Source organism: Xenorhabdus sp. SGI240 (assembly GCF_040081915.1).
Taxonomy (GTDB): Bacteria; Pseudomonadota; Gammaproteobacteria; order Enterobacterales; family Enterobacteriaceae; genus Xenorhabdus; species Xenorhabdus bakwenae.
This window is the reverse complement of record NZ_JBEBMB010000054.1, coordinates 1-18521: the sequence shown is the minus strand read 5'-3', so window position 1 is coordinate 18521 and position 18521 is coordinate 1. Positions and strand designations below refer to the sequence as shown.

General features: G+C 44.4%; 18 protein-coding genes. 2 read left to right on the top strand and 16 right to left on the bottom strand.

Features of this window, described 5'->3' with window-relative positions; translation table 11 throughout:
• Positions 1-128 precede the first annotated feature (128 nt).
• A complete protein-coding gene (rfaH, locus tag ABLA76_RS12460; protein ID WP_047770675.1) occupies positions 129-617 on the top strand; it encodes a transcription/translation regulatory transformer protein RfaH in 489 nt (162 codons plus the stop codon).
• Positions 618-658: 41 nt separating this feature from the next.
• Here rfaH and hemB read toward each other — a convergent pair whose 3' ends face one another.
• The 14 genes from hemB to metE form a co-directional block, all read right to left on the bottom strand.
• Positions 659-1675 (bottom strand): porphobilinogen synthase, encoded by a 1017-nt coding sequence (gene hemB, locus ABLA76_RS12455; protein WP_348988155.1) that lies wholly within the window; start codon positions 1673-1675, stop codon positions 659-661.
• 117 nt (positions 1676-1792) lie between these two features.
• Positions 1793-2581 carry a Sec-independent protein translocase subunit TatC gene (tatC, locus tag ABLA76_RS12450; RefSeq protein WP_348988154.1) on the bottom strand — a complete coding sequence of 263 codons (789 nt, stop codon included), beginning with the start codon at positions 2579-2581 and terminating at the stop codon, positions 1793-1795.
• Between the two features lie 3 nt (positions 2582-2584).
• On the bottom strand, positions 2585-3052 hold the full coding sequence (gene tatB, locus ABLA76_RS12445; protein ID WP_348988153.1) for a Sec-independent protein translocase protein TatB: 468 nt from the start codon (positions 3050-3052) through the stop codon (positions 2585-2587).
• Positions 3053-3055: 3 nt separating this feature from the next.
• Positions 3056-3328: a Sec-independent protein translocase subunit TatA gene (gene tatA / locus ABLA76_RS12440; protein ID WP_047770658.1), complete on the bottom strand. Its 273-nt coding sequence runs from the start codon at positions 3326-3328 to the stop codon at positions 3056-3058.
• Positions 3329-3463: 135 nt separating this feature from the next.
• Entirely contained in the window at positions 3464-5098 is a 1635-nt protein-coding gene (ubiB, locus tag ABLA76_RS12435) for a ubiquinone biosynthesis regulatory protein kinase UbiB (protein WP_348988152.1), read from the bottom strand.
• Positions 5085-5753, bottom strand: coding sequence for an SCP2 domain-containing protein (locus ABLA76_RS12430; protein WP_348988151.1), 669 nt, complete (start codon positions 5751-5753; stop codon positions 5085-5087). The genes ubiB and ABLA76_RS12430 overlap by 14 nt, the downstream gene beginning before the upstream one ends.
• Position 5754: 1 nt before the next feature.
• Positions 5755-6510, bottom strand: coding sequence for a bifunctional demethylmenaquinone methyltransferase/2-methoxy-6-polyprenyl-1,4-benzoquinol methylase UbiE (gene ubiE / locus ABLA76_RS12425; RefSeq protein ID WP_348988150.1), 756 nt, complete (start codon positions 6508-6510; stop codon positions 5755-5757).
• A 75-nt stretch (positions 6511-6585) separates the two neighbouring features.
• On the bottom strand, positions 6586-7920 hold the full coding sequence (gene rmuC / locus ABLA76_RS12420) for a DNA recombination protein RmuC (protein WP_047770676.1): 1335 nt from the start codon (positions 7918-7920) through the stop codon (positions 6586-6588).
• Positions 7921-8098: 178 nt separating this feature from the next.
• A complete protein-coding gene (locus ABLA76_RS12415; protein ID WP_348988149.1) occupies positions 8099-8629 on the bottom strand; it encodes a DedA family protein in 531 nt (176 codons plus the stop codon).
• A gap of 76 nt (positions 8630-8705) precedes the next feature.
• Complete coding sequence (locus tag ABLA76_RS12410; RefSeq protein WP_348988148.1) at positions 8706-9488, bottom strand: tyrosine-protein phosphatase; 783 nt, start codon at positions 9486-9488, stop codon at positions 8706-8708.
• A gap of 150 nt (positions 9489-9638) precedes the next feature.
• Positions 9639-10394 carry a uridine phosphorylase gene (gene udp, locus ABLA76_RS12405; RefSeq protein WP_047770664.1) on the bottom strand — a complete coding sequence of 252 codons (756 nt, stop codon included), beginning with the start codon at positions 10392-10394 and terminating at the stop codon, positions 9639-9641.
• Positions 10395-10576: 182 nt separating this feature from the next.
• The gene (locus ABLA76_RS12400; RefSeq protein ID WP_348988147.1) at positions 10577-11962 is read right to left on the bottom strand and encodes a gluconate:H+ symporter; all 1386 of its coding nucleotides are present in this window, start codon (positions 11960-11962) and stop codon (positions 10577-10579) included.
• Positions 11963-11974: 12 nt separating this feature from the next.
• A complete protein-coding gene (locus ABLA76_RS12395; protein WP_348988146.1) occupies positions 11975-12226 on the bottom strand; it encodes a hypothetical protein in 252 nt (83 codons plus the stop codon).
• Between the two features lie 161 nt (positions 12227-12387).
• On the bottom strand, positions 12388-14667 hold the full coding sequence (gene metE, locus ABLA76_RS12390) for a 5-methyltetrahydropteroyltriglutamate--homocysteine S-methyltransferase (protein ID WP_348988145.1): 2280 nt from the start codon (positions 14665-14667) through the stop codon (positions 12388-12390).
• Positions 14668-14775: 108 nt separating this feature from the next.
• Here metE and metR point away from each other — a divergent pair, with 108 nt between their 5' ends.
• Positions 14776-15732: an HTH-type transcriptional regulator MetR gene (metR, locus tag ABLA76_RS12385; protein ID WP_348988144.1), complete on the top strand. Its 957-nt coding sequence runs from the start codon at positions 14776-14778 to the stop codon at positions 15730-15732.
• Here the strand turns inward: metR and ABLA76_RS12380 are convergent.
• On the bottom strand, positions 15617-16516 hold the full coding sequence (locus ABLA76_RS12380; RefSeq protein ID WP_348988143.1) for a carboxylate/amino acid/amine transporter: 900 nt from the start codon (positions 16514-16516) through the stop codon (positions 15617-15619). The two genes, metR and ABLA76_RS12380, sit on opposite strands and share 116 nt — an antisense overlap.
• 39 nt (positions 16517-16555) lie before the next feature.
• Positions 16556-18205, bottom strand: a complete 1650-nt coding sequence (locus ABLA76_RS12375; protein ID WP_047770669.1) for a Na+/H+ antiporter — start codon at positions 18203-18205, stop codon at positions 16556-16558.
• Positions 18206-18521 lie beyond the last annotated feature (316 nt).

Below are 18521 nucleotides of genomic sequence, written 5' to 3'. Positions count from 1 at the left end.
TTTACTGAAAATAAGCACGATAGAATATAAAAATACGGCTTACACTTAAATAACTTCTATCTTTACTGGTGACCCTTTAGTACTGGTTTTGTTATGCTAGGCACTCTACGCAATGGAGTCGAAATATGATGGGAAATTGGTATCTTCTTTACTGTAAACGTGGGCAAGTCTCCCGGGCAATAGAGAATTTAGAGCGACAGGACGTAATTTGCTTAACACCTACAGCCAAAATTGAAAAAATTATTCGGGGTAAACGAACCACAGTTACTGAGCCACTGTTTCCCAATTACCTGTTTGTCCACTTTAATCCCGAAGTTATTCATACCACGACCGTTAATTCCACACGTGGTGTCAATCATTTCGTTCGATTCAGTACTTATCCTGCCATTGTTCCACAAACATTGATTGATGAATTAATGTCTGTTACTGAGCAAGAATATATTGCACCTGAAACCCCGATTACTGGTGATACTGTCTTAATCACTGAGGGAATCTTCGAAGGCATTCAAGCAATTTATAATGAACCGGATGGGGAAACCCGCTCCATTCTCTTGCTAAATATTCTCAACAAAGAAGTTTCTAAGGTTTTAGATAATAAATATTTCATCAAAATTTAATCAGAAGACGGGCAAAATTGCCCGTCTCAAGCGATTACAAATCAGTATTTTTGTTCATGCAGCCACTGCGCTACACGCTTGGCAAAATAGGTCAGAACACCATCTGCTCCCGCTCGTTTGAAGCACAATAGTGATTCCATAATCGCGGGCTGCTCTTTCAACCAACCATTTTGAATCGCTGCCATATGCATGGCATATTCCCCAGAAACCTGATAAGCAAATGTCGGCACACCGAAAGTCTCTTTTACCCGGCGAATCACATCCAAATATGGCATACCCGGTTTAACCATGACGCTATCTGCACCTTCCTGTAAATCCTGTGCAATTTCCTGCAACGCTTCATCACTATTTGCAGGGTCCATTTGATAGGTCATCTTATTGCCACCTTTCAGGTTACCGCTGGAGCCAATAGCATCCCTAAATGGTCCATAGTAACAAGAGGCATATTTGGCAGAATAAGCCATAATTTGGGTATTAACATAACCATCCATCTCAAGCTGCTCGCGAATAGCCCTAACGCGGCCATCCATCATATCGCTTGGCGCGATAATTTCGCCCCCAGCTTCAGCATGGGACAATGCCTGCTTAACCAGAATATCTTTGGTAATGTCATTGATAACATAACCATCCTGATCAATAACACCATCTTGCCCGTGGATAGTAAATGGATCGAGCGCTACATCCGTCAGAAGACCCAATTCAGGAACAGCATCTTTCAGGGCACGAACAGAGCGCTGAATCAAGCCGTCGGGGTTATAGGCTTCTTTCGCATCCAATGATTTCTTGTCCGCTTCAATGACCGGAAACAGAGACAAAACAGGAATACCCAGTCGGGCAATCTCTTCTGCTTCTTTCAGCAAAAGATCGATTGTCAGACGATACACTCCTGGCATTGAAGACACTTCCTGACGCTGATTCGTTCCTTCCATAACAAATACAGGATAAATCAGATCATTCACAGTAAGTTGATTTTCAGCAACTAAGCGGCGGGAAAAGTCATGACGGCGTACACGACGCATACGACGACCGGGAAACGCCCCCGGAAATACATAGCTCATATTGTTCTCCTAATGTAAAACCCAGCGCCAAAGCGCTGGGTTAATAGTCATCGTTTCATGATAATGATGTTAACACCATCAATCAGTTCGCAATAATCATGAATGCCTGGCATCAGATTATTGTTTAAAATTGTCACCAATATCACTGTCTGATTTATCTTCTGGATTGATAAAATTACGCCGTCCCCATTTACCAACATAGACCTGCGAAAGCAAAATCCCCAGCTCAAATAGCAAATACATGGGAACAGCCAGCAAAGTCTGTGAGAAAACATCGGGTGGTGTTAACAACATCCCAACCACAAACGCCCCAACTAAAATATAAGGACGCTTTCTCTTTAGTGATTCTGGCGTCACTATCCCACTCCAACACAGCAAAATAATGGCAATGGGTATTTCGAATGAAACGCCAAAAGCCATAAATAGCGCCATGACAAAGCTTAAATAATTGCTGATATCCGTCGAGATTACGACCCCAACGGGTACGGTATTGATAAAGAAACCAAACGCAATGGGAAAAACGACAAAATATGCGAATGCCATTCCCAGATAAAACAATATGCTACTGGAAAACAGTAAGGGCATAATCAAACGGCGTTCGTGTTTATACAATGCCGGCGCAATAAATGCCCATACTTGATAAAGGATCATCGGTGCCGAAACAAAGATAGACACCATAATGGTCAGTTTAATTGGGGTAAAAAAAGGTGATGCAACATCTGTTGCAATCATATTGGCACCTTTAGGTAATTGTTCCATTAAAGGCGCTGCAATAAGTCGATAAATGTCATTGGAAAAATAAACCAATGCCAGAAACACAACCAGCACGGTAATTAAACTATTTAAAATCCGCTTACGCAGTTCAATCAGGTGACTGATAAGAGGTTGGGTATTATCCACAGACATGTTTCAGTGTTCGCCATTTACTTGTTCAGGTGGTTTTCTTTTTTGTTGCTCTGTGCTTGCACTCGATTGCTCTGCAATGACTGATTCTGAATTCGAGTGCCTTGCAACCGATTGGGACCCAGAAGAATGAAAATACGTTTCATCCTCCTCCAATTCCCTCATTTCATCCGGTTTCAACTGATACGTATTTTTCAATGAATCAGCCGCTTCCTTCAGCGCCTCCATTGAAGCTTTCAGTTCTGGCGAAAGTGATTGCAGGTCGGCTTTTTCTTCCATTTTTTTCAGGGTGTCCTGAAGCTCTTGCAATTTTAGTTCCTGAGCAAGCTCATTCTGGACATTAGCCGCCAGAGAGCGCAATGCCCGAATCCAGCCAGCCACTGTTTTGACCGCAACAGGCAGACGTTCCGGTCCCAGAACGACCAGGCCAATGATCATCACTAACAGTAGTTCACTAAAACCAATGTCAAACACGGTTTATACCTGCTCTTTGTCTTTACTTTTACTCTCTGATTTTTCAGATTGCGCCGCCGTGAACTTTTCAGTGAGGTTTTTAGTTTCAAACTCGGCATCCTGATCCTGACTCATTTTTTCCGGCTGCGGTGACTTTCCATCATCACTCATTGCCTTTTTAAAGCCCTTTATTGATTCACCCAAGTCTGAACCCAAGGTACGAAGCTTATTAGTACCAAACACCAGTACGACAATGACGGCAATGATGAGCAATTGCCAAATACTTATACCACCCATACTGACCTACCTCCATTCATAGAATATTACTCGTGATTTAATGATAAACGACAAACTTTATGTTCAAAAATAATACAATCATACCAAGGATCGTGGCAGAATTACCTGCATTTAATATTCATCATTACTGAATTATTAACGCTTGCTTAAATGACACCAGCCCAATCCCCATGATGCAATTCCGCTCCCTATCATTCCCCATGCCAGATGTTTCTGATCTATGATGAAAAACAAACTACCACCGATAAAGAGAGTTGCACCAATCCCCAACAAATAGAGAGACTTGCGCTGTCTGAGCTGTTGTTCCCTGAATTGTTGCGATATCTGATCAATGCTGCTTTGTAAACGCCGATGCTGCTGGAGCGTGCCATATACCAGCTCTGGAAGTTCTGGTAACTTTTCCGCCCAATAAGGTGCCTTCTCTTTAAAGGCACGCACAATAGCGGGAAGCCCAATCTGATCATGCAGCCAATCTTCCAGAAAAGGTTTTGCTGTTTTCCACAGATCAAGCTGAGGATAAAGTTGGCGCCCCAAGCCTTCAACATACAACAGCGTTTTTTGCAGCAGAACCAACTGGGGCTGAACTGCCATATTAAAACGACGGGCGGTATTGAAAAGGTTTAGCAAAACATGCCCAAATGAGATTTCAGCCAGTGGTTTTTCAAAAATTGGTTCACAAACGGTACGAATAGCAAATTCGAAATCTTCCACATTGGTATCTGCCAGCACCCAACCAGAATCGACATGCAGTTCAGCGACCCGACGATAATCACGATTGAAGAAAGCAATAAAATTTTCGGCCAGATAGCGTTTATCATCTTTATTCAAAGAGCCAACAATGCCGTAATCGATGCCGATATAAGTAGGATCTTCCGGTTTGTCATAACTGACGAAAATATTACCGGGATGCATATCCGCATGGAAAAAACTATCACGAAATACTTGGGTGAAGAATACCTGAACTCCACGTTCAGCCAATAATTTCATATTGGTGTTCTGCGCCTCTAAAGCCGCAACATCTGACACGGGAATACCATAAATGCGCTCCATCACCAAAACATTTTCCCGGCAATAGTCGGGATAGACTTCCGGCACGTAGAGCATTGAACTATCTTCAAAATTACGCCGCAATTGAATCGCGTTTGCAGTTTCACGCAATAAATTCAGCTCATCAAGCAGCGTTTTCTCATATTCTCTTATAACTTCACGCGGACGAAGACGACGACCATCAGGTAAAAGAGGAACCAAATTTGCCAGGCGATACATTAACCGCACATCAGCTTTAATTACCGGCAGAATATCCGGGCGGATCACCTTTAAAACAACTTCTCTGCCATTCTCTTTCAATCGAGCAGTATGTACCTGAGCGATAGAAGCGGAAGCCAGGGGTTGTGGATCAAAATCCTCAAACCACGTTTCCAGCGCGCCCTCTAAAGCCGTTTCAATCGATTTTCGTGCCACCGCGCCATCAAAGGACACTACCCGATCTTGTAACATCGAAAGTTGATCTGCAATCGCAGGCGGGAACAGGTCTCGACGCGTGGAGAGCATCTGGCCAAATTTGATCCACACTGGACCGAGTTCTTGTAATGCTAAACGCAAACGTTCGCCGAGAGGTTTATCCTTATGCTTGTTAGATATCCAAAACAGGAAATAACGCCCAAAACGCAACGGCCATGTCAAACGAATATTAGGGATGAGTTCATCTAACCCGTAAGAAAGAAACACTCGGATGATAAAGTAAAGTCGTCTAATTTCACTGGGTGTCATGTTTTCCCTCCAGTGCCGCCAACCGTTTTTCGAGTTGTGTTATCTGATTGGCAACAGCACTAACCTCTTCGTTGAAATAAGCCACTTCCAACGCACTGGGAACCGTATCCCATTCTTCCGTCAATGATTCGGTGAAATACGTTTTCTTCCTTGCAATGGTATTGCTGGCAAATTCAAAACTTTTCTTTATCATCCGGCTGATACCTTCTGCGGCAATATCACCGACATAAGGGGAAAGATAATACGCAGGATCCCACTCTGACATATCCAGCAAAGCAGACCATTGTTGAATCACCTGCATGTCCCCTTCAATGACAATTTCCCCCCGGTTAATCAGGGTTGAAAGGCACTGGCGATCCCGTAGCTTGAGTAGTGCAGGGAGCGTTGCTTTCATCGAACAATCCACAAGCTCTGACCATTGGCTCAAAACATCCACCCGTTTCTCACTGAATATCAGTATCAAGGGGGTTTCGATTTCTTTCAGTTTGATGGACAGTATCTTACCTGCCAGTCTCAAGCGGGCAGGTTTTAATACCGCTTCACGATATAACAGATGATTCAAGGTTGTTTCCAGAAAGGCCGTTACTACCGGAAACAACACCTTATCATTGGATGCCGCAGAACTCATATTATGGCTTGATGAGGGGGTTTCCATCTCAGAATTTGAATCCTTTGTGCAGTGCAACAATTCCACCAGTCATGTTGGTGTAGTAAACCTGGTCAAAGCCCGCCTCTTCCATCATGCCTTTTAAAGTTTCCTGATCAGGGTGCATACGGATGGATTCTGTCAGATAACGGTAACTGTCCCCATCATTCACAACCATCTGACCGATTCGGGGCAGAACATGGAATGAATAAACATCATAAACCTTACTTAACGGTGCCAATACAGGTTTAGAAAACTCCAGCACCAACAAGCGTCCGCCTAGCTTAAGTACCCGATACATGGAACGTAGTGCTTTTTCTTTATCCGTGACATTACGCAAGCCGAAAGAAATAGTAATACAGTCAAAATGGTTATCAGGGAAAGGCAGTTCTTCGGCATTGGCTTGAACATAACTGACATTGCCTACGATACCGGTATCGCGTAATTTTTCGCGTCCCACTTTCAACATTGAGTCATTGATATCCGCCAGAACAACTTGACCTTTTTCCCCCACCATTCGGGAGAATTTTGCGGTTAGATCACCTGTTCCACCAGCAAGATCAAGCACCTTATGACCACGGCGAATACCACTTGACTCAATAGTGAAACGTTTCCAGATACGGTGAATGCCAAATGACATCAAGTCATTCATTAAGTCATATTTCGAGGCCACAGAGTGAAATACCTCTGCCACCATCTCTTTTTTTTGTTCTTTGGCTACGGTGCGGAAACCAAAATCAGTGGTTTCTTTTGATTGATCTGCCATGTTATTTGTCCGCTTTTTATTCAAAAAAATTTATAGCCAGTGTACCAGCCTTTCCAACAAAACCCTATCCAGACTTCACTCATTCACCTGCAACGATTGGAAAGATTTATCAATCAACTGTGAATCAATAGGACGCTTCACATCCACGCCTAAATCACGAAATGCTTCGGCCTGACTAATTAAATTACCTCTGCCCTCAACAAGCTTTTTCATTGCGAAATGGTAACTCGCCTGTGCTTTGTTAAGGCTTTGCCCCAATCCTTGCATATCATCCACAAACAATCGCATTTTGTCATACATTCTGGCGGCCTTATCGGCAATCAAACGCGCATTTTGGCTTTGATATTCATAACGCCACAAGTTATTGATAATACGAACAGCAACCAGCAAAGTTGATGGGCTGACCAACATAATATTATGTTTCAATGCTTCATCAAGTAATTCTGGGGCCTGATTGAGTGCAACCAGATAAGCAGGTTCCACAGGAATAAACATCAAAACATAATCCAGTGATCGCAATCCGGGTAATTGTTGATAATCTTTTCGGCTCAGGCCGCGAATATGTCCTCTGATAGAGTTGATATGTTCCTGTAATGCCTGCGCCTGTTGTTCTTCGCTATCACTATTGAAATAACGTTCATAAGCAACCAGAGACATTTTGGCATCAATAATGACATCTTTTCCCTGTGGCAGATGCACAATCACATCCGGTTGAAAACGTTCGCTGTTTTCAGCCTTAAGATTAACCTGCGTATCGAACTCATATCCCTCACGCAAACCAGACGCTTCCAAAACCCGAGCCAATACCATCTCTCCCCAATTTCCCTGTATTTTATTGTCTCCTTTCAGGGCCTTGGTAAGATTAATAGCTTCTTTTGCCATCTGTGCATTGAGTTGCTGAAGATGACGAACTTCATGAGTCAAAGTATGGCGCTCGCGGGCTTCCTGCCCAAAACTGTCTTGTACCTGACGGCGGAATCCTTCAAGTTGTTCACGAAATGGCATCAGAAGATTATTGAGGTTTTGACGATGATATTCGTCAGTACTGCGTCGATTCTGATCAAAGATACGATTGGCGAGATTTTCAAATTGGGTACTTAATCGCTGCTCACTGTTGATCAATAAACGCTGCTTTTCCTCCGCAGCCAGTCTGGTTTCTTCAAGCCGGGTGCTCAGTTCTCGCAACTCAACTTCCTGCACACTGTTAATTTCGCGTTGAGCCAGTAACTCTTGGTTTAGTTGAGTGCATTCAGTACGCCAATAGTGGGATTGCTCCAGCTTTTCATGGCTAACAGCCTGTTGGCTATATAATTCACGCAGTTCCTGCTCTTTCTGCTGGATCCTCTGCTGAACAGAAAGCCAGACGAAGATCCCTCCGCCCAGCAATCCACCTAAACCACCGATCAGCATGTATAACCACTGGATATCCACTTATACACCCTCGCTAACGCTATTCTTCATTAACACCATTAGCACTAAATTTCAGTCAACGTTTTCGATTCATTAGACTCAATGTAAGTTAAATAGATGCTGTATAAATGTCCAGAATATCTAATGGCTTTCTTTCAGTCTGCAAAGCGGCTCGCAATTATCCCATCCACTCTGCCAACCAACGCAGGCCAAATGCCCCTGGAGCTAAGATACCGAATGCCCAGATCAATGCAGACGCTAAATTAGCGAGCTGAAAATGACGTTTTGGCATGGCACAAATTCCAGCCACCAGCGGTACAACTGCTCTCAACGGGCCAAAAAAACGCCCAATGAAAATGCCCCATACGCCCCATCGGTCAAAAAAACGATGTCCGCGAACCAACGTTTGAGGATGGCGGGAAAGCGGCCACATCTTGCCGACATTTTCTTTGTAATGGAAACCAAACCAGTAAGAAACCCAATCACCAAAGAAAGCGCCGGCGGCGGCAGCTAGCCATATTGGCCAGAAGGTTAATCCACTTTCACCAATCAATGCGCCTAACCCCAACAAAATGATCGTTGCTGGCAATAATAGGGAAATAAATGCCAACGATTCACCAAATGCCAGTAGGAAAATGATAGGAATTGCCCAAACTTCATGGTCTTTTACGAAGTTTATGATCAGTTCGATAATTTCATGCAGGCTCACATTAATCTTTCCTGTGTTATCAGTGGGAGGTTATAGGTCAGCCCTGAACAATCCGTCCAATGCTAACCTGATATTTTTATTCAAGAAAATAAGATTGTAGTTTTTCACGCGCAGCGATATTGAGTCCGATATCTTTTTCCAGCCAAATATCTACGCTGCCATAATGCCGGTTAATACTGTTAATTGCTGTCAGCAGAAACTCTTCCCTCACTGAATAAACATAGGCAAATTTTTCGACCACACTTTCACGCATAATTTTTGCGTATTCACTCAATAAATAGTCGCGGTATGGCGCCAATGTGATATTGGTCAACAAATAATCTTCCATCACCGTATCCAAATCAGCACCCAGTGCGAATAAAACCAGTGCAGAACCCACTCCTGTCCTGTCTTTACCCACCGCGCAATGTTGCACAATTCCGCCTTTCTCTGGTTGCAGCAATAATGTCGCTAACGTCTTATAAGCTGGATTGTTAATGGGTAACAATTCATATAAGCGAGCCATAAATACTTTCGCGTCGAATTGCTCCAGTATTTCTTTGTCTAACTTATCCAGATTAGCATCCACTTCTTTGGAAAGAGGATTAGCTGGAGCATGGTGATAATGCGCGCCATTCCATATGCGATCGGGTTTATCCATAATTTCGCTGTTATCACGATAATCAATGATCTGCAAAAGGTTTTGATCGACTAAAAAAGCCTGATCGTTTTCTGTCAATCTGTCCAGTGATCCTGAACGAAATAACAATCCTGATTTAATTTTAGCGCCATTTTTCAGGGTGTTATTACCCAAATCACGAAAATTAATGCCGCCATTCAAAGGAAGTAGTGAAGGATGAGATAGAAATGTTGTGGTCATAGTCACTCTTGTTGCGATTAAAAAAATAGTTAATAGAACAAACTATCTATTAGTACAGAATGTTATGACATTATCAAATTTTGAAATGAAGGGAGACAAAAGATAACAAAAACGATAGGGCCAGAATGCTCTGACCCTTGATGAAAAACTTCACAGCAGGCGACGGGCGGCCTCCACAACAATCCCCAGTGCATTGCTTTCCGTTTTTTTCAGCAGCTCAACATCGGGGATTTCCTGTTGGGTACGGTTAACGATCACACCGGCTACCATACCAGCCCGTAGTCCCTGACTTGCGCACATGGTCAGCAAGGTTGCTGACTCCATTTCAAAGTTCATTACGCCCATTTCTTGCCATTCTTTCATCGAACCCTGGAAACGGCGCACAACACGACCGGAATAAGTATCGTAACGCTCTTGTCCTGGATAGAAGGTATCGGAAGATGCAGTAATACCAACATGGGTAGCAGAACCCGATGCCTTTGCGGCTTCATACAAGGCATTTGTACACGCAAAATCAGCAACCGCAGGGAACTCCATTGGGGCGAAGTGCAGGCTGGCACCGTCCAAACGAACCGCTGCGGTCGTGACCAATACATCCCCTACATTGATATGTGGCTGAATCGCCCCAGTTGTTCCGATACGCAGGAAAGTACATACTCCTAACTGTGCCAGTTCCTCTACAGCAATCGACGTTGAGGGACCGCCAATGCCTGTAGAGCAGACAACCACAGCCTTTCCGTTGATTTCTGCACGCCAGGTTGTAAATTCACGGTGGGAAGCCAAATGGACTGGGTTATCCATCAGTCGCGCAATTTTCTCAACACGGTTAGGATCGCCGGGTACAATTGCCAGAGTTGCGCCTTGCAGGTCGCTTTTGGTAATACCTAAGTGAAACACATCAGACATAGCAAACTCCTCAGCGGACATGATTCAAAATTTGAATACCTAAATTTAGTCAATACTCTGACATTTTTTAGTGATTAAAATCATCTTTAATTGATATTAAAAAGAAACACATACATATATTTGTGATGATTATCACATTTAAAAAGAAAACGCCCTCTACAGGGCGCTATCCGCATAATAAGTTACATGATGAAATTAAGCAGCAATACACCACACAGTCCAATTCCCCAAGCAATGGTGGTGGGTATCGACCAGATGATAATCTGCTGTCTCACATTCTTAATGCCCATCATCCGGTTAACCACCCAGAAAAAACAATCATTGAAGTAACTGAAAAATAGTGTGCCCATCATCGCCGCCTGAGCCGCCACCAACATATTAACATCCGGTATCTGCTTGATAACCGGCGCAGAAATAGAAGCCGCAGTTATCATTGCCACTGTACCAGAGCCTTGAATTATGCGTATGAGCGTTGCAATGATAAATGGGATCAAGACCGGTGTTATGGGCAGGCTGGCAATATAATGCGCCAATATCGTCCCTGTTGAGCCTTCATTCAACACGGCGCCTAATGCACCTCCCGCGCCTGACACCAGCAAAATAATACCTACCGTTTTTAACCCTGTTTCCAGATGTTCAATCACTTCATGCTTACTAACGTTTGGCATTAAGGTATAAACCGCCAGTAATACACTGATTGCTAGCGCAATAATGGGGGATCCTAGAAAATCAAAAAGCTGAAAATAGAAAGCGTTCTCCTTACCGGCAAACCCATCCATTTTCCGTATCATTCCATTAATGACACCAATAAAAATCAGCATAATTGGCACGACGATGGGTAAAAGCGAAAGAAATAGACTTGGAAGTGATTTTTGCTCTTTCTCTTCCATATAACGCTGATGTATTTGTGGCAAATTTTCTGCACTTTCCTCTGTATCATCCAGTTGATATTGAGGATATTTAGTCTCCAACCACTTTGCATAGCAGGTAATACCAATGACACAGGGCACCGCCAGTATCATACCTGCCAGCATCATTTGGCCGATACTGACCCCGAATATTCCGGCGACACCAAGTGGCCCTGGTGTTGGAGGAACGATATGGTGAGTCACCACTAACCCTCCGGCCAGAGCAACCCCAAGGGACAATACATTGCGTTTACCTTTTTTCGCCAATGCCTTCACCAGCGGATAGAGGATCACAAAAGCTGAATTCACAAATATGGGGATACTGACAATATAACCGGTAATCGCCAAAGCCCACTCTTCGCGCCTTTTACCCAACCATTTAATCAGGCTATAGGCGATTTGCTCTGTTGCTCCCGATACTTCCAATATTCTCCCCATCATGCATCCCAATCCAATCACGATACCGATGTTACCTAATGTCGAACCAAATCCTTTAGCGATGACTTCAACGATATTATTCATAGTCAAGCCGCCTGATATTCCGGCGATTATTGCCGCAATTAGCATAGCAATAAGGACATGAACACGCGTGCGCAAGACCAGAAAAACCAGCGTAAATACCGCCACTCCCAATCCAATAATTGGAATATAAAACTCCATCACAAAACCTCATTAAAAATGGATAAATTGGAACATGCCATATTTACAATGCGTTTCGCCATCAGAAATCGATATTTTTCCAAGGAAAATTTCAGGCCAGACCCGGTCTGCTTTAAATATAATGAACTGAAAAAGAGGTATTGCCGAGATAAAACGAATAGTTGCGAATCGGGCTTGTAACAGCGCGAAGGCAGCACCAGCATATGCATGATAGATTGGATTGAAGATCAGCGTTTGTCTGGTCTTATCGATAAAGTCAGCCAAACGCTGACGTCTCAAAAAATCTGGATTTAAAATCTGCGGGCATTGGATCTGTTGAAGATTAAGCGGCCAAGAAAACTCGCTTTTTCACCCGCTACATGAATCTGACTGTAGCGGGTATTTTCATCACTTATTAAGTTTAAACTGAACAAATAAACTCTAAATTAGCCATTTAATGAAGAGCGTAAACGTGTTGCCGCTTCAACCATGTTTGCCAACGCTTGTCTGGTTTCTGTCCAACCGCGAGTTTTCAAGCCACAGTCTGGGTTTACCCACAAACGTTCAACCGGAATACGATCAGCCGCTTTGCGTAATAATGACTCAATCCATTCGACGCTGGGGACGTTTGGTGAGTGAATATCATACACACCAGGCCCTATCTCATTCGGATAAGAGAAATCTTCGAACGAATCCAGTAACTCCATATCCGAGCGTGAGGTTTCAATGGTGATTACATCCGCATCCAGCGCTGCAATGGACGGCATGATGTCATTGAACTCGCAATAACACATATGAGTGTGGATTTGGGTATCATCTTGCGCAATGGCTGCGCTCAATTTGAAAGCATCCACCGCCCATTCCAGATATTCCTGCCACTCTTCTCTGCGCAGTGGCAAGCCTTCACGCAATGCCGGTTCATCAATCTGGATAATGCCGATGCCTGCCTTCTGCAAATCATCAACTTCATCACGCAAAGCCAGTGCGATCTGTTTAGCGATGGTTTCACGGCTGATATCTTCCCTTGGGAATGACCAACAGAGAATGGTCACAGGTCCCGTCAACATGCCTTTGACTGGCTTATCAGTCAAGGATTGTGCATATGTCGCCCAGGTCACTGTTATCGCCTCTGGCCGACTGATATCGCCAATAATTACCGGTGGTTTCACGCAACGGGAGCCATAACTCTGTACCCAGCCATTTTGAGTAAAGACATAACCGTCAAAGTGTTCACCGAAATATTCCACCATGTCGTTACGTTCAGCTTCACCATGTACCAATACATCCAACCCCAAACGCTCCTGCTCTTGGATCGCCTGTTTGATATGCTCACTGATATTGGCTCGGTAGTGCGTACTATCCACCCGACCTTTTTTGAAATCGAGACGCAGGCTACGAATTTCCGTTGTTTGCGGGAATGAACCTATGGTTGTTGTTGGCCACAACGGTAAGTTATAACGCTGACGCTGGAGCTTGGCACGCTCAGGATATACCTGATGACGTTCGCTATCCTGTGGCTTAATTGCCGCAATGCGCCCAGCGACCGCTGGATTATTCACCCTTGTGGAACTGCGACGGGCGCGAACTGGGGCACTATAGGCATCCAGATCTGCCTGTTTACTGCCTTCCGGCGCATTCAATGCTTGTGACAGCAAAGAAAGTTCCGCACATTTTTGCAATGCAAAGGCAAACCAGCTTTTCACTTCTTCATCCAATCCTGTTTCATCATTCAGATCAATGGGGCTATGCAGTAATGAACAGGAAGTGCCGATCCACACATTTCTCTTACCAACCAATGGAGCGACAAGCGGGTATTTTTCACTCAAATCGGCTCGCCAAACGTTGCGGCCGTTAATCACCCCCAATGAAAGCAACCAATCTTCCGGCAGAGATTTATCCAAATGCTCAAGAGAATCCTGTCCCGCGACCAAATCAACATGCAATCCTTGCACTGGTAACGATTTGATGGTTTCCAGATTGTGACCGATGCTGTCAAAATAGGTCGTCAGCAACAATTTCACTTGTCCTTCAAGTGCTTGATAAGCCGTTGAGAATGCCGCCTGCCACGTTTCGGGTAATTCCAGTACCAGAGCCGGTTCATCAATCTGTACCCATTCAATGCCGCGTGTTGCCAGTTCTGCCAACACCTGCTGGTATACCGGCAGGATATCCTTTAATAGAGACAGGCGATCAAAAGCCTTGCCTTTTACCTTACCGAGCCATAAATAGGTCACGGGTCCCAAAAGGACAGGTTTTACGTTGTGTCCCAATGCCAGAGCTTCATCAACTTCATCCAACAACTGAGTCCAGCCTAACTTAAATTCCTGCCCTTCCTGAAATTCAGGCACGATATAGTGATAATTGGTGTTAAACCATTTAGTCATTTCCGAAGCAGCCGCAGGTGTCCCTGTTGGAGCACGACCACGGGCGATGCGGAACAGCGTATCCAGATCAATATTGCCACCTTCATTTTGATGACGCGGTGGAACATTGCCCAATAACAGGCTGGTGGTCAATACTTGGTCATACCAGGCAAAATCACCAACGGGGACTAAATCAACGCCCGCTTCTTTTTGTTGTTGCCAGTGACGTGCACGTAATTCACGACCTGTTTCCAGCAATTCCTGTTGAGAAATTTTGCCCGCCCAATAGCTTTCTTGCGCTTTTTTTAGCTCTCTTTTCAATCCGATACGTGGAAAACCTAATGTATGATTCAGAACCTTCATGTCGTCACCCTGTAATTTTTAGCCGTCTAGATGTTTACACTTCTATAATCAACAGGTAAGGTATAAACCACAAGCGCAAATTATTCATTATCATCTTGAAGGTTTTTCATGATCGAACTAAAACACTTAAAAACGCTGCAAGCACTGAACCATTGTGGCTCACTCGCCGCGACAGCAAATTATTTGCATCAGACGCAATCGGCCCTTTCTCATCAGTTCAGTGAATTAGAACATCGGCTGGGATTTAAACTATTCATTCGTAAAAGCCAACCCTTAAAGCTAACCCCCCAAGGGGAAGTGCTGTTGAAGCTGGCAGAGCAAGTCTTGCCCTTAGTGACCGCTTCCTTACGTGAATGCCATGAGCCGGAAGAGACAAACTTACGCATTGCCATCGAGTGCCATAGCTGTATTCAATGGCTGACACCCGCACTTAAGCGTTTTCGTGAAAGTTGGCCGCAGGTTAATGTGGACTTTAAATCTGGTGTGACATTTGATCCTCAACCTGCACTGCAAAAACGCGAGCTGGATATCGTTCTGACATCTGACATTATTGCAGACAGTAACCTGCATTATACGCCGCTGTTTGATTATGAAGTGAAGCTGGTGATCGCGCCGGATCATCCACTGGCCAATAAACGTGATATTCGTCCACAAGATCTCGCCGCAGAAATTTTGCTGATCTATCCCGTCCAGCGCCAACGGTTTGATATCTGGCGTCGTTTTCTCCAGCCTGCGGAAATTACGCCAACATTAAAAGCTGTCGATAATACACTATTGCTGATCCAGATGGTTGCCGCCCGATTGGGTATTGCCGCGTTACCACACTGGGCCGTGGAAACATTTGAAAGACAAGGATTGGTTGTCACTCAAACATTGGGAGAAGGGTTATGGAGCAGATTGTACGCTGCCAGCCGGGAAGGGGAGCAGCGCCAACCCGCTATCGATACCTTTATTCGTTCTGCGCGCCAGCACGCGGTGGACAATTTGCCGTTTGTGAAACAGGTTTCAGTATCCAACGGTGATGCACCCAAAGCGACGCAACAATCAGGCTGCCTCCAATGGTAAAGTTCAGCCAATTCGGATGCTGCTGCCAAATCGCAAAATTGACCAATAACCCTGCCGGAACCAACATATTATTCATAATTGCCAGTGTTCCGGCATCGACCTGAGTGGCACCATAGTTCCACATAAAGTAGCCAATCCCCGATGCCCCAACACCCAGCCAAATCAAGACTCCCCACTGTAGCTGAGTTGTTGGCAATTTTTGCGGATCACCAAACATCAGCCAACCGATGATAGCGACAGCACAAGCGCCCAGATAAAACCATGAAAATGCCACTCGTTGTGGGATCGGATGGATCTCCATCAAGCGCTTATAACCGACTTGACCAATTGCAAAAAAAATATTTGCCAATTGCACTAACAGCAAGCCAATCCAGAAAGACTCACTCAATCGGTCATAACGAATAATCGCTGCGCCAGCCACTGCCAGTAAAGAACTCAAGGCATAACTCCAGCGCAATCGCTGACGTCCCATCAGATCATACATTAATGTGACATAAAGCGGCGTCATGATGGTAAACAGCAAAAATTCTGCCACGGTCAGATAGTGATAAGCGTGAAATACAAACAAATACATCACACCAAGCTGACAGGCCCCGACGGCCATATACAGTGAAATGACTTTCAGCGATAACCCACGCCAGCGCAAAAATGGTAAAAATACCATTGCTGCCAATATGACCCTGACAAGAACCGAAAACCAGCTATCAACCTGACCAGCAAGATAAGCGCCAATCAGGCTAAATGAGGCGGCCCATAAAAATGTTGTGATCGTTAACAGCCACATAATTTATTGGTCTTTTACCTTTTATTGATCTTTCTCTACTTATTGATCTTTCTCTACTAAAAGCGCTTCTAACAAATCAAGATCATGCAGCAACGTTTGTAGTGTTTCATTACTAATCTTACGGGTGGCACGCAGGTGATATAACTCTCCTCGTTCAGCCCTTAATGCCGTCAAACGGAAGCGGCGTTCCAAATCTTCAATCATCAGGTTATGTTCGATTTCATCCGTTCCCGCAGTACGACGCCGCAAATAACCGGTAACGCGAGAAGCAATCTCACTAATAACCTCAGCATCCAGTTTTTCTTCAGTACTGGCCGACAGACGCTCTTCCATCTTATTCATACTGACAATAGCAACTTCAGCCATGGCCGATTTTGCCATTCTGATTTCATTGAGATCTGCCAGCTTATCACCGACTTTCATGCCACGCAGGAGCAAAGGTAAAGCGACAACCCCGACAAAAAGGGAGAACAAAATTACGCCCGCTGCAATAAAAATCAACTGATAACGCGCCGGGAACGGATCACCATCCGGTAAGAACAAGGGGACAGACAGCGCACCTGCCAGCGTAATTGCCCCTCGAACACCCGCGAATGAAGCCAGCCACAACTCACGAGCCGTATAGGAGGCAAACTGAAGGGGTTTTTTCTTTATCAGCATCTTGCTGATATTTTTCATCAACCACAACCAGCAGAATCGCAGTAATACCAGCGCAACATAAATGATCCCAACGGCAGCAAATAGCATCCAGGTTTCAACATGTGGGTCAAGTTCAGCCTGTTCCACCGATGTTTCCCAGATACCCGGCAATTGCAGCCCCAGCATGATGAACACCAGGCCATTGAAGACAAAGGCCAGCATTCCCCATACGTTATCGGCACGCAGACGCATATCCAGTGGCGCGTTGCGGATCACGCCGGCCTTACTGATAGTCATACCTGCGGCAACCGCTGCCAGAATTCCTGAGACACCAATATGTTCAGCAATCATATAAGAAGCAAACGGCAACAGCATCATAAACATGATTTGAGTTGCCGGATCATCGCCACTCCAGCGACTCATCAATCGCAGTGATTTACTGTATAACCAGGTAATGGCGATACCCGACAGCAATCCCCCCACCGCCACCTTGAAAAACTCAACCGTTGCACCAGTGACGGTAAAGACCATCGTGCCCATGGCAATCGCTACGGCGAATTTCAGAGCCACCAGACCGGAAGCATCATTCATTAATGCCTCCCCTTCCAGCACGCTCATCATATTTTTAGGAATACGATCTTTTCCGACAATGGATGATAATGCCACCGCATCTGTTGGGGATAATACAGCCGCCAGTGCAAAAGCAGCAATAAGTGGAATACTCGGCAATAACCAATAGATCAAATAACCAATGCCAATAACCGTCACCAAGACCAATACTAAAACTAAAATGACGATTTCACGCCCATGCTGAAAAAACTCTCTGGTTGGCGTTTTCCAACCATCAACAAATAACAAAGGAGGGATAAGTAATACGAGGAAGAGTTCTGGATCGAAAGTAACGTGTAAACCAAAATGAGGCCAGGCCAGCAACGCACCCATTGCTATTTGCACTATCGGCAAGGGGATACGGAACGGAATCATTTTAGTAAGAACACCAGAAACTGACACCACCAAAATCAAGATCAAGATAGTAAAGAATATTTCCATGTTACCCTTACAAATTGCCAAAAATCCGTCAGTGGAAAGATTGTGACTGTTTTTTAATGTTAATAATAGCGCTAATAATCATAAATATTGCAGTTATTAAAGAAAATCAAAAAACAATCACATTATGAATCAATCAGCATTGATTCATATTTCTATTTTATGCTTATCGGCCAACGTGTATTGAAAAATTAGCATATTTTAGACGATGTCTGGTGGTCACCAGATAACTCACAGTGGAATGGAAAAATATAGCAGGAATAAGGATACGCAAACTCTAAGTGTTCGCGCATCCTATTTAAATTAACCCGAATTCTGC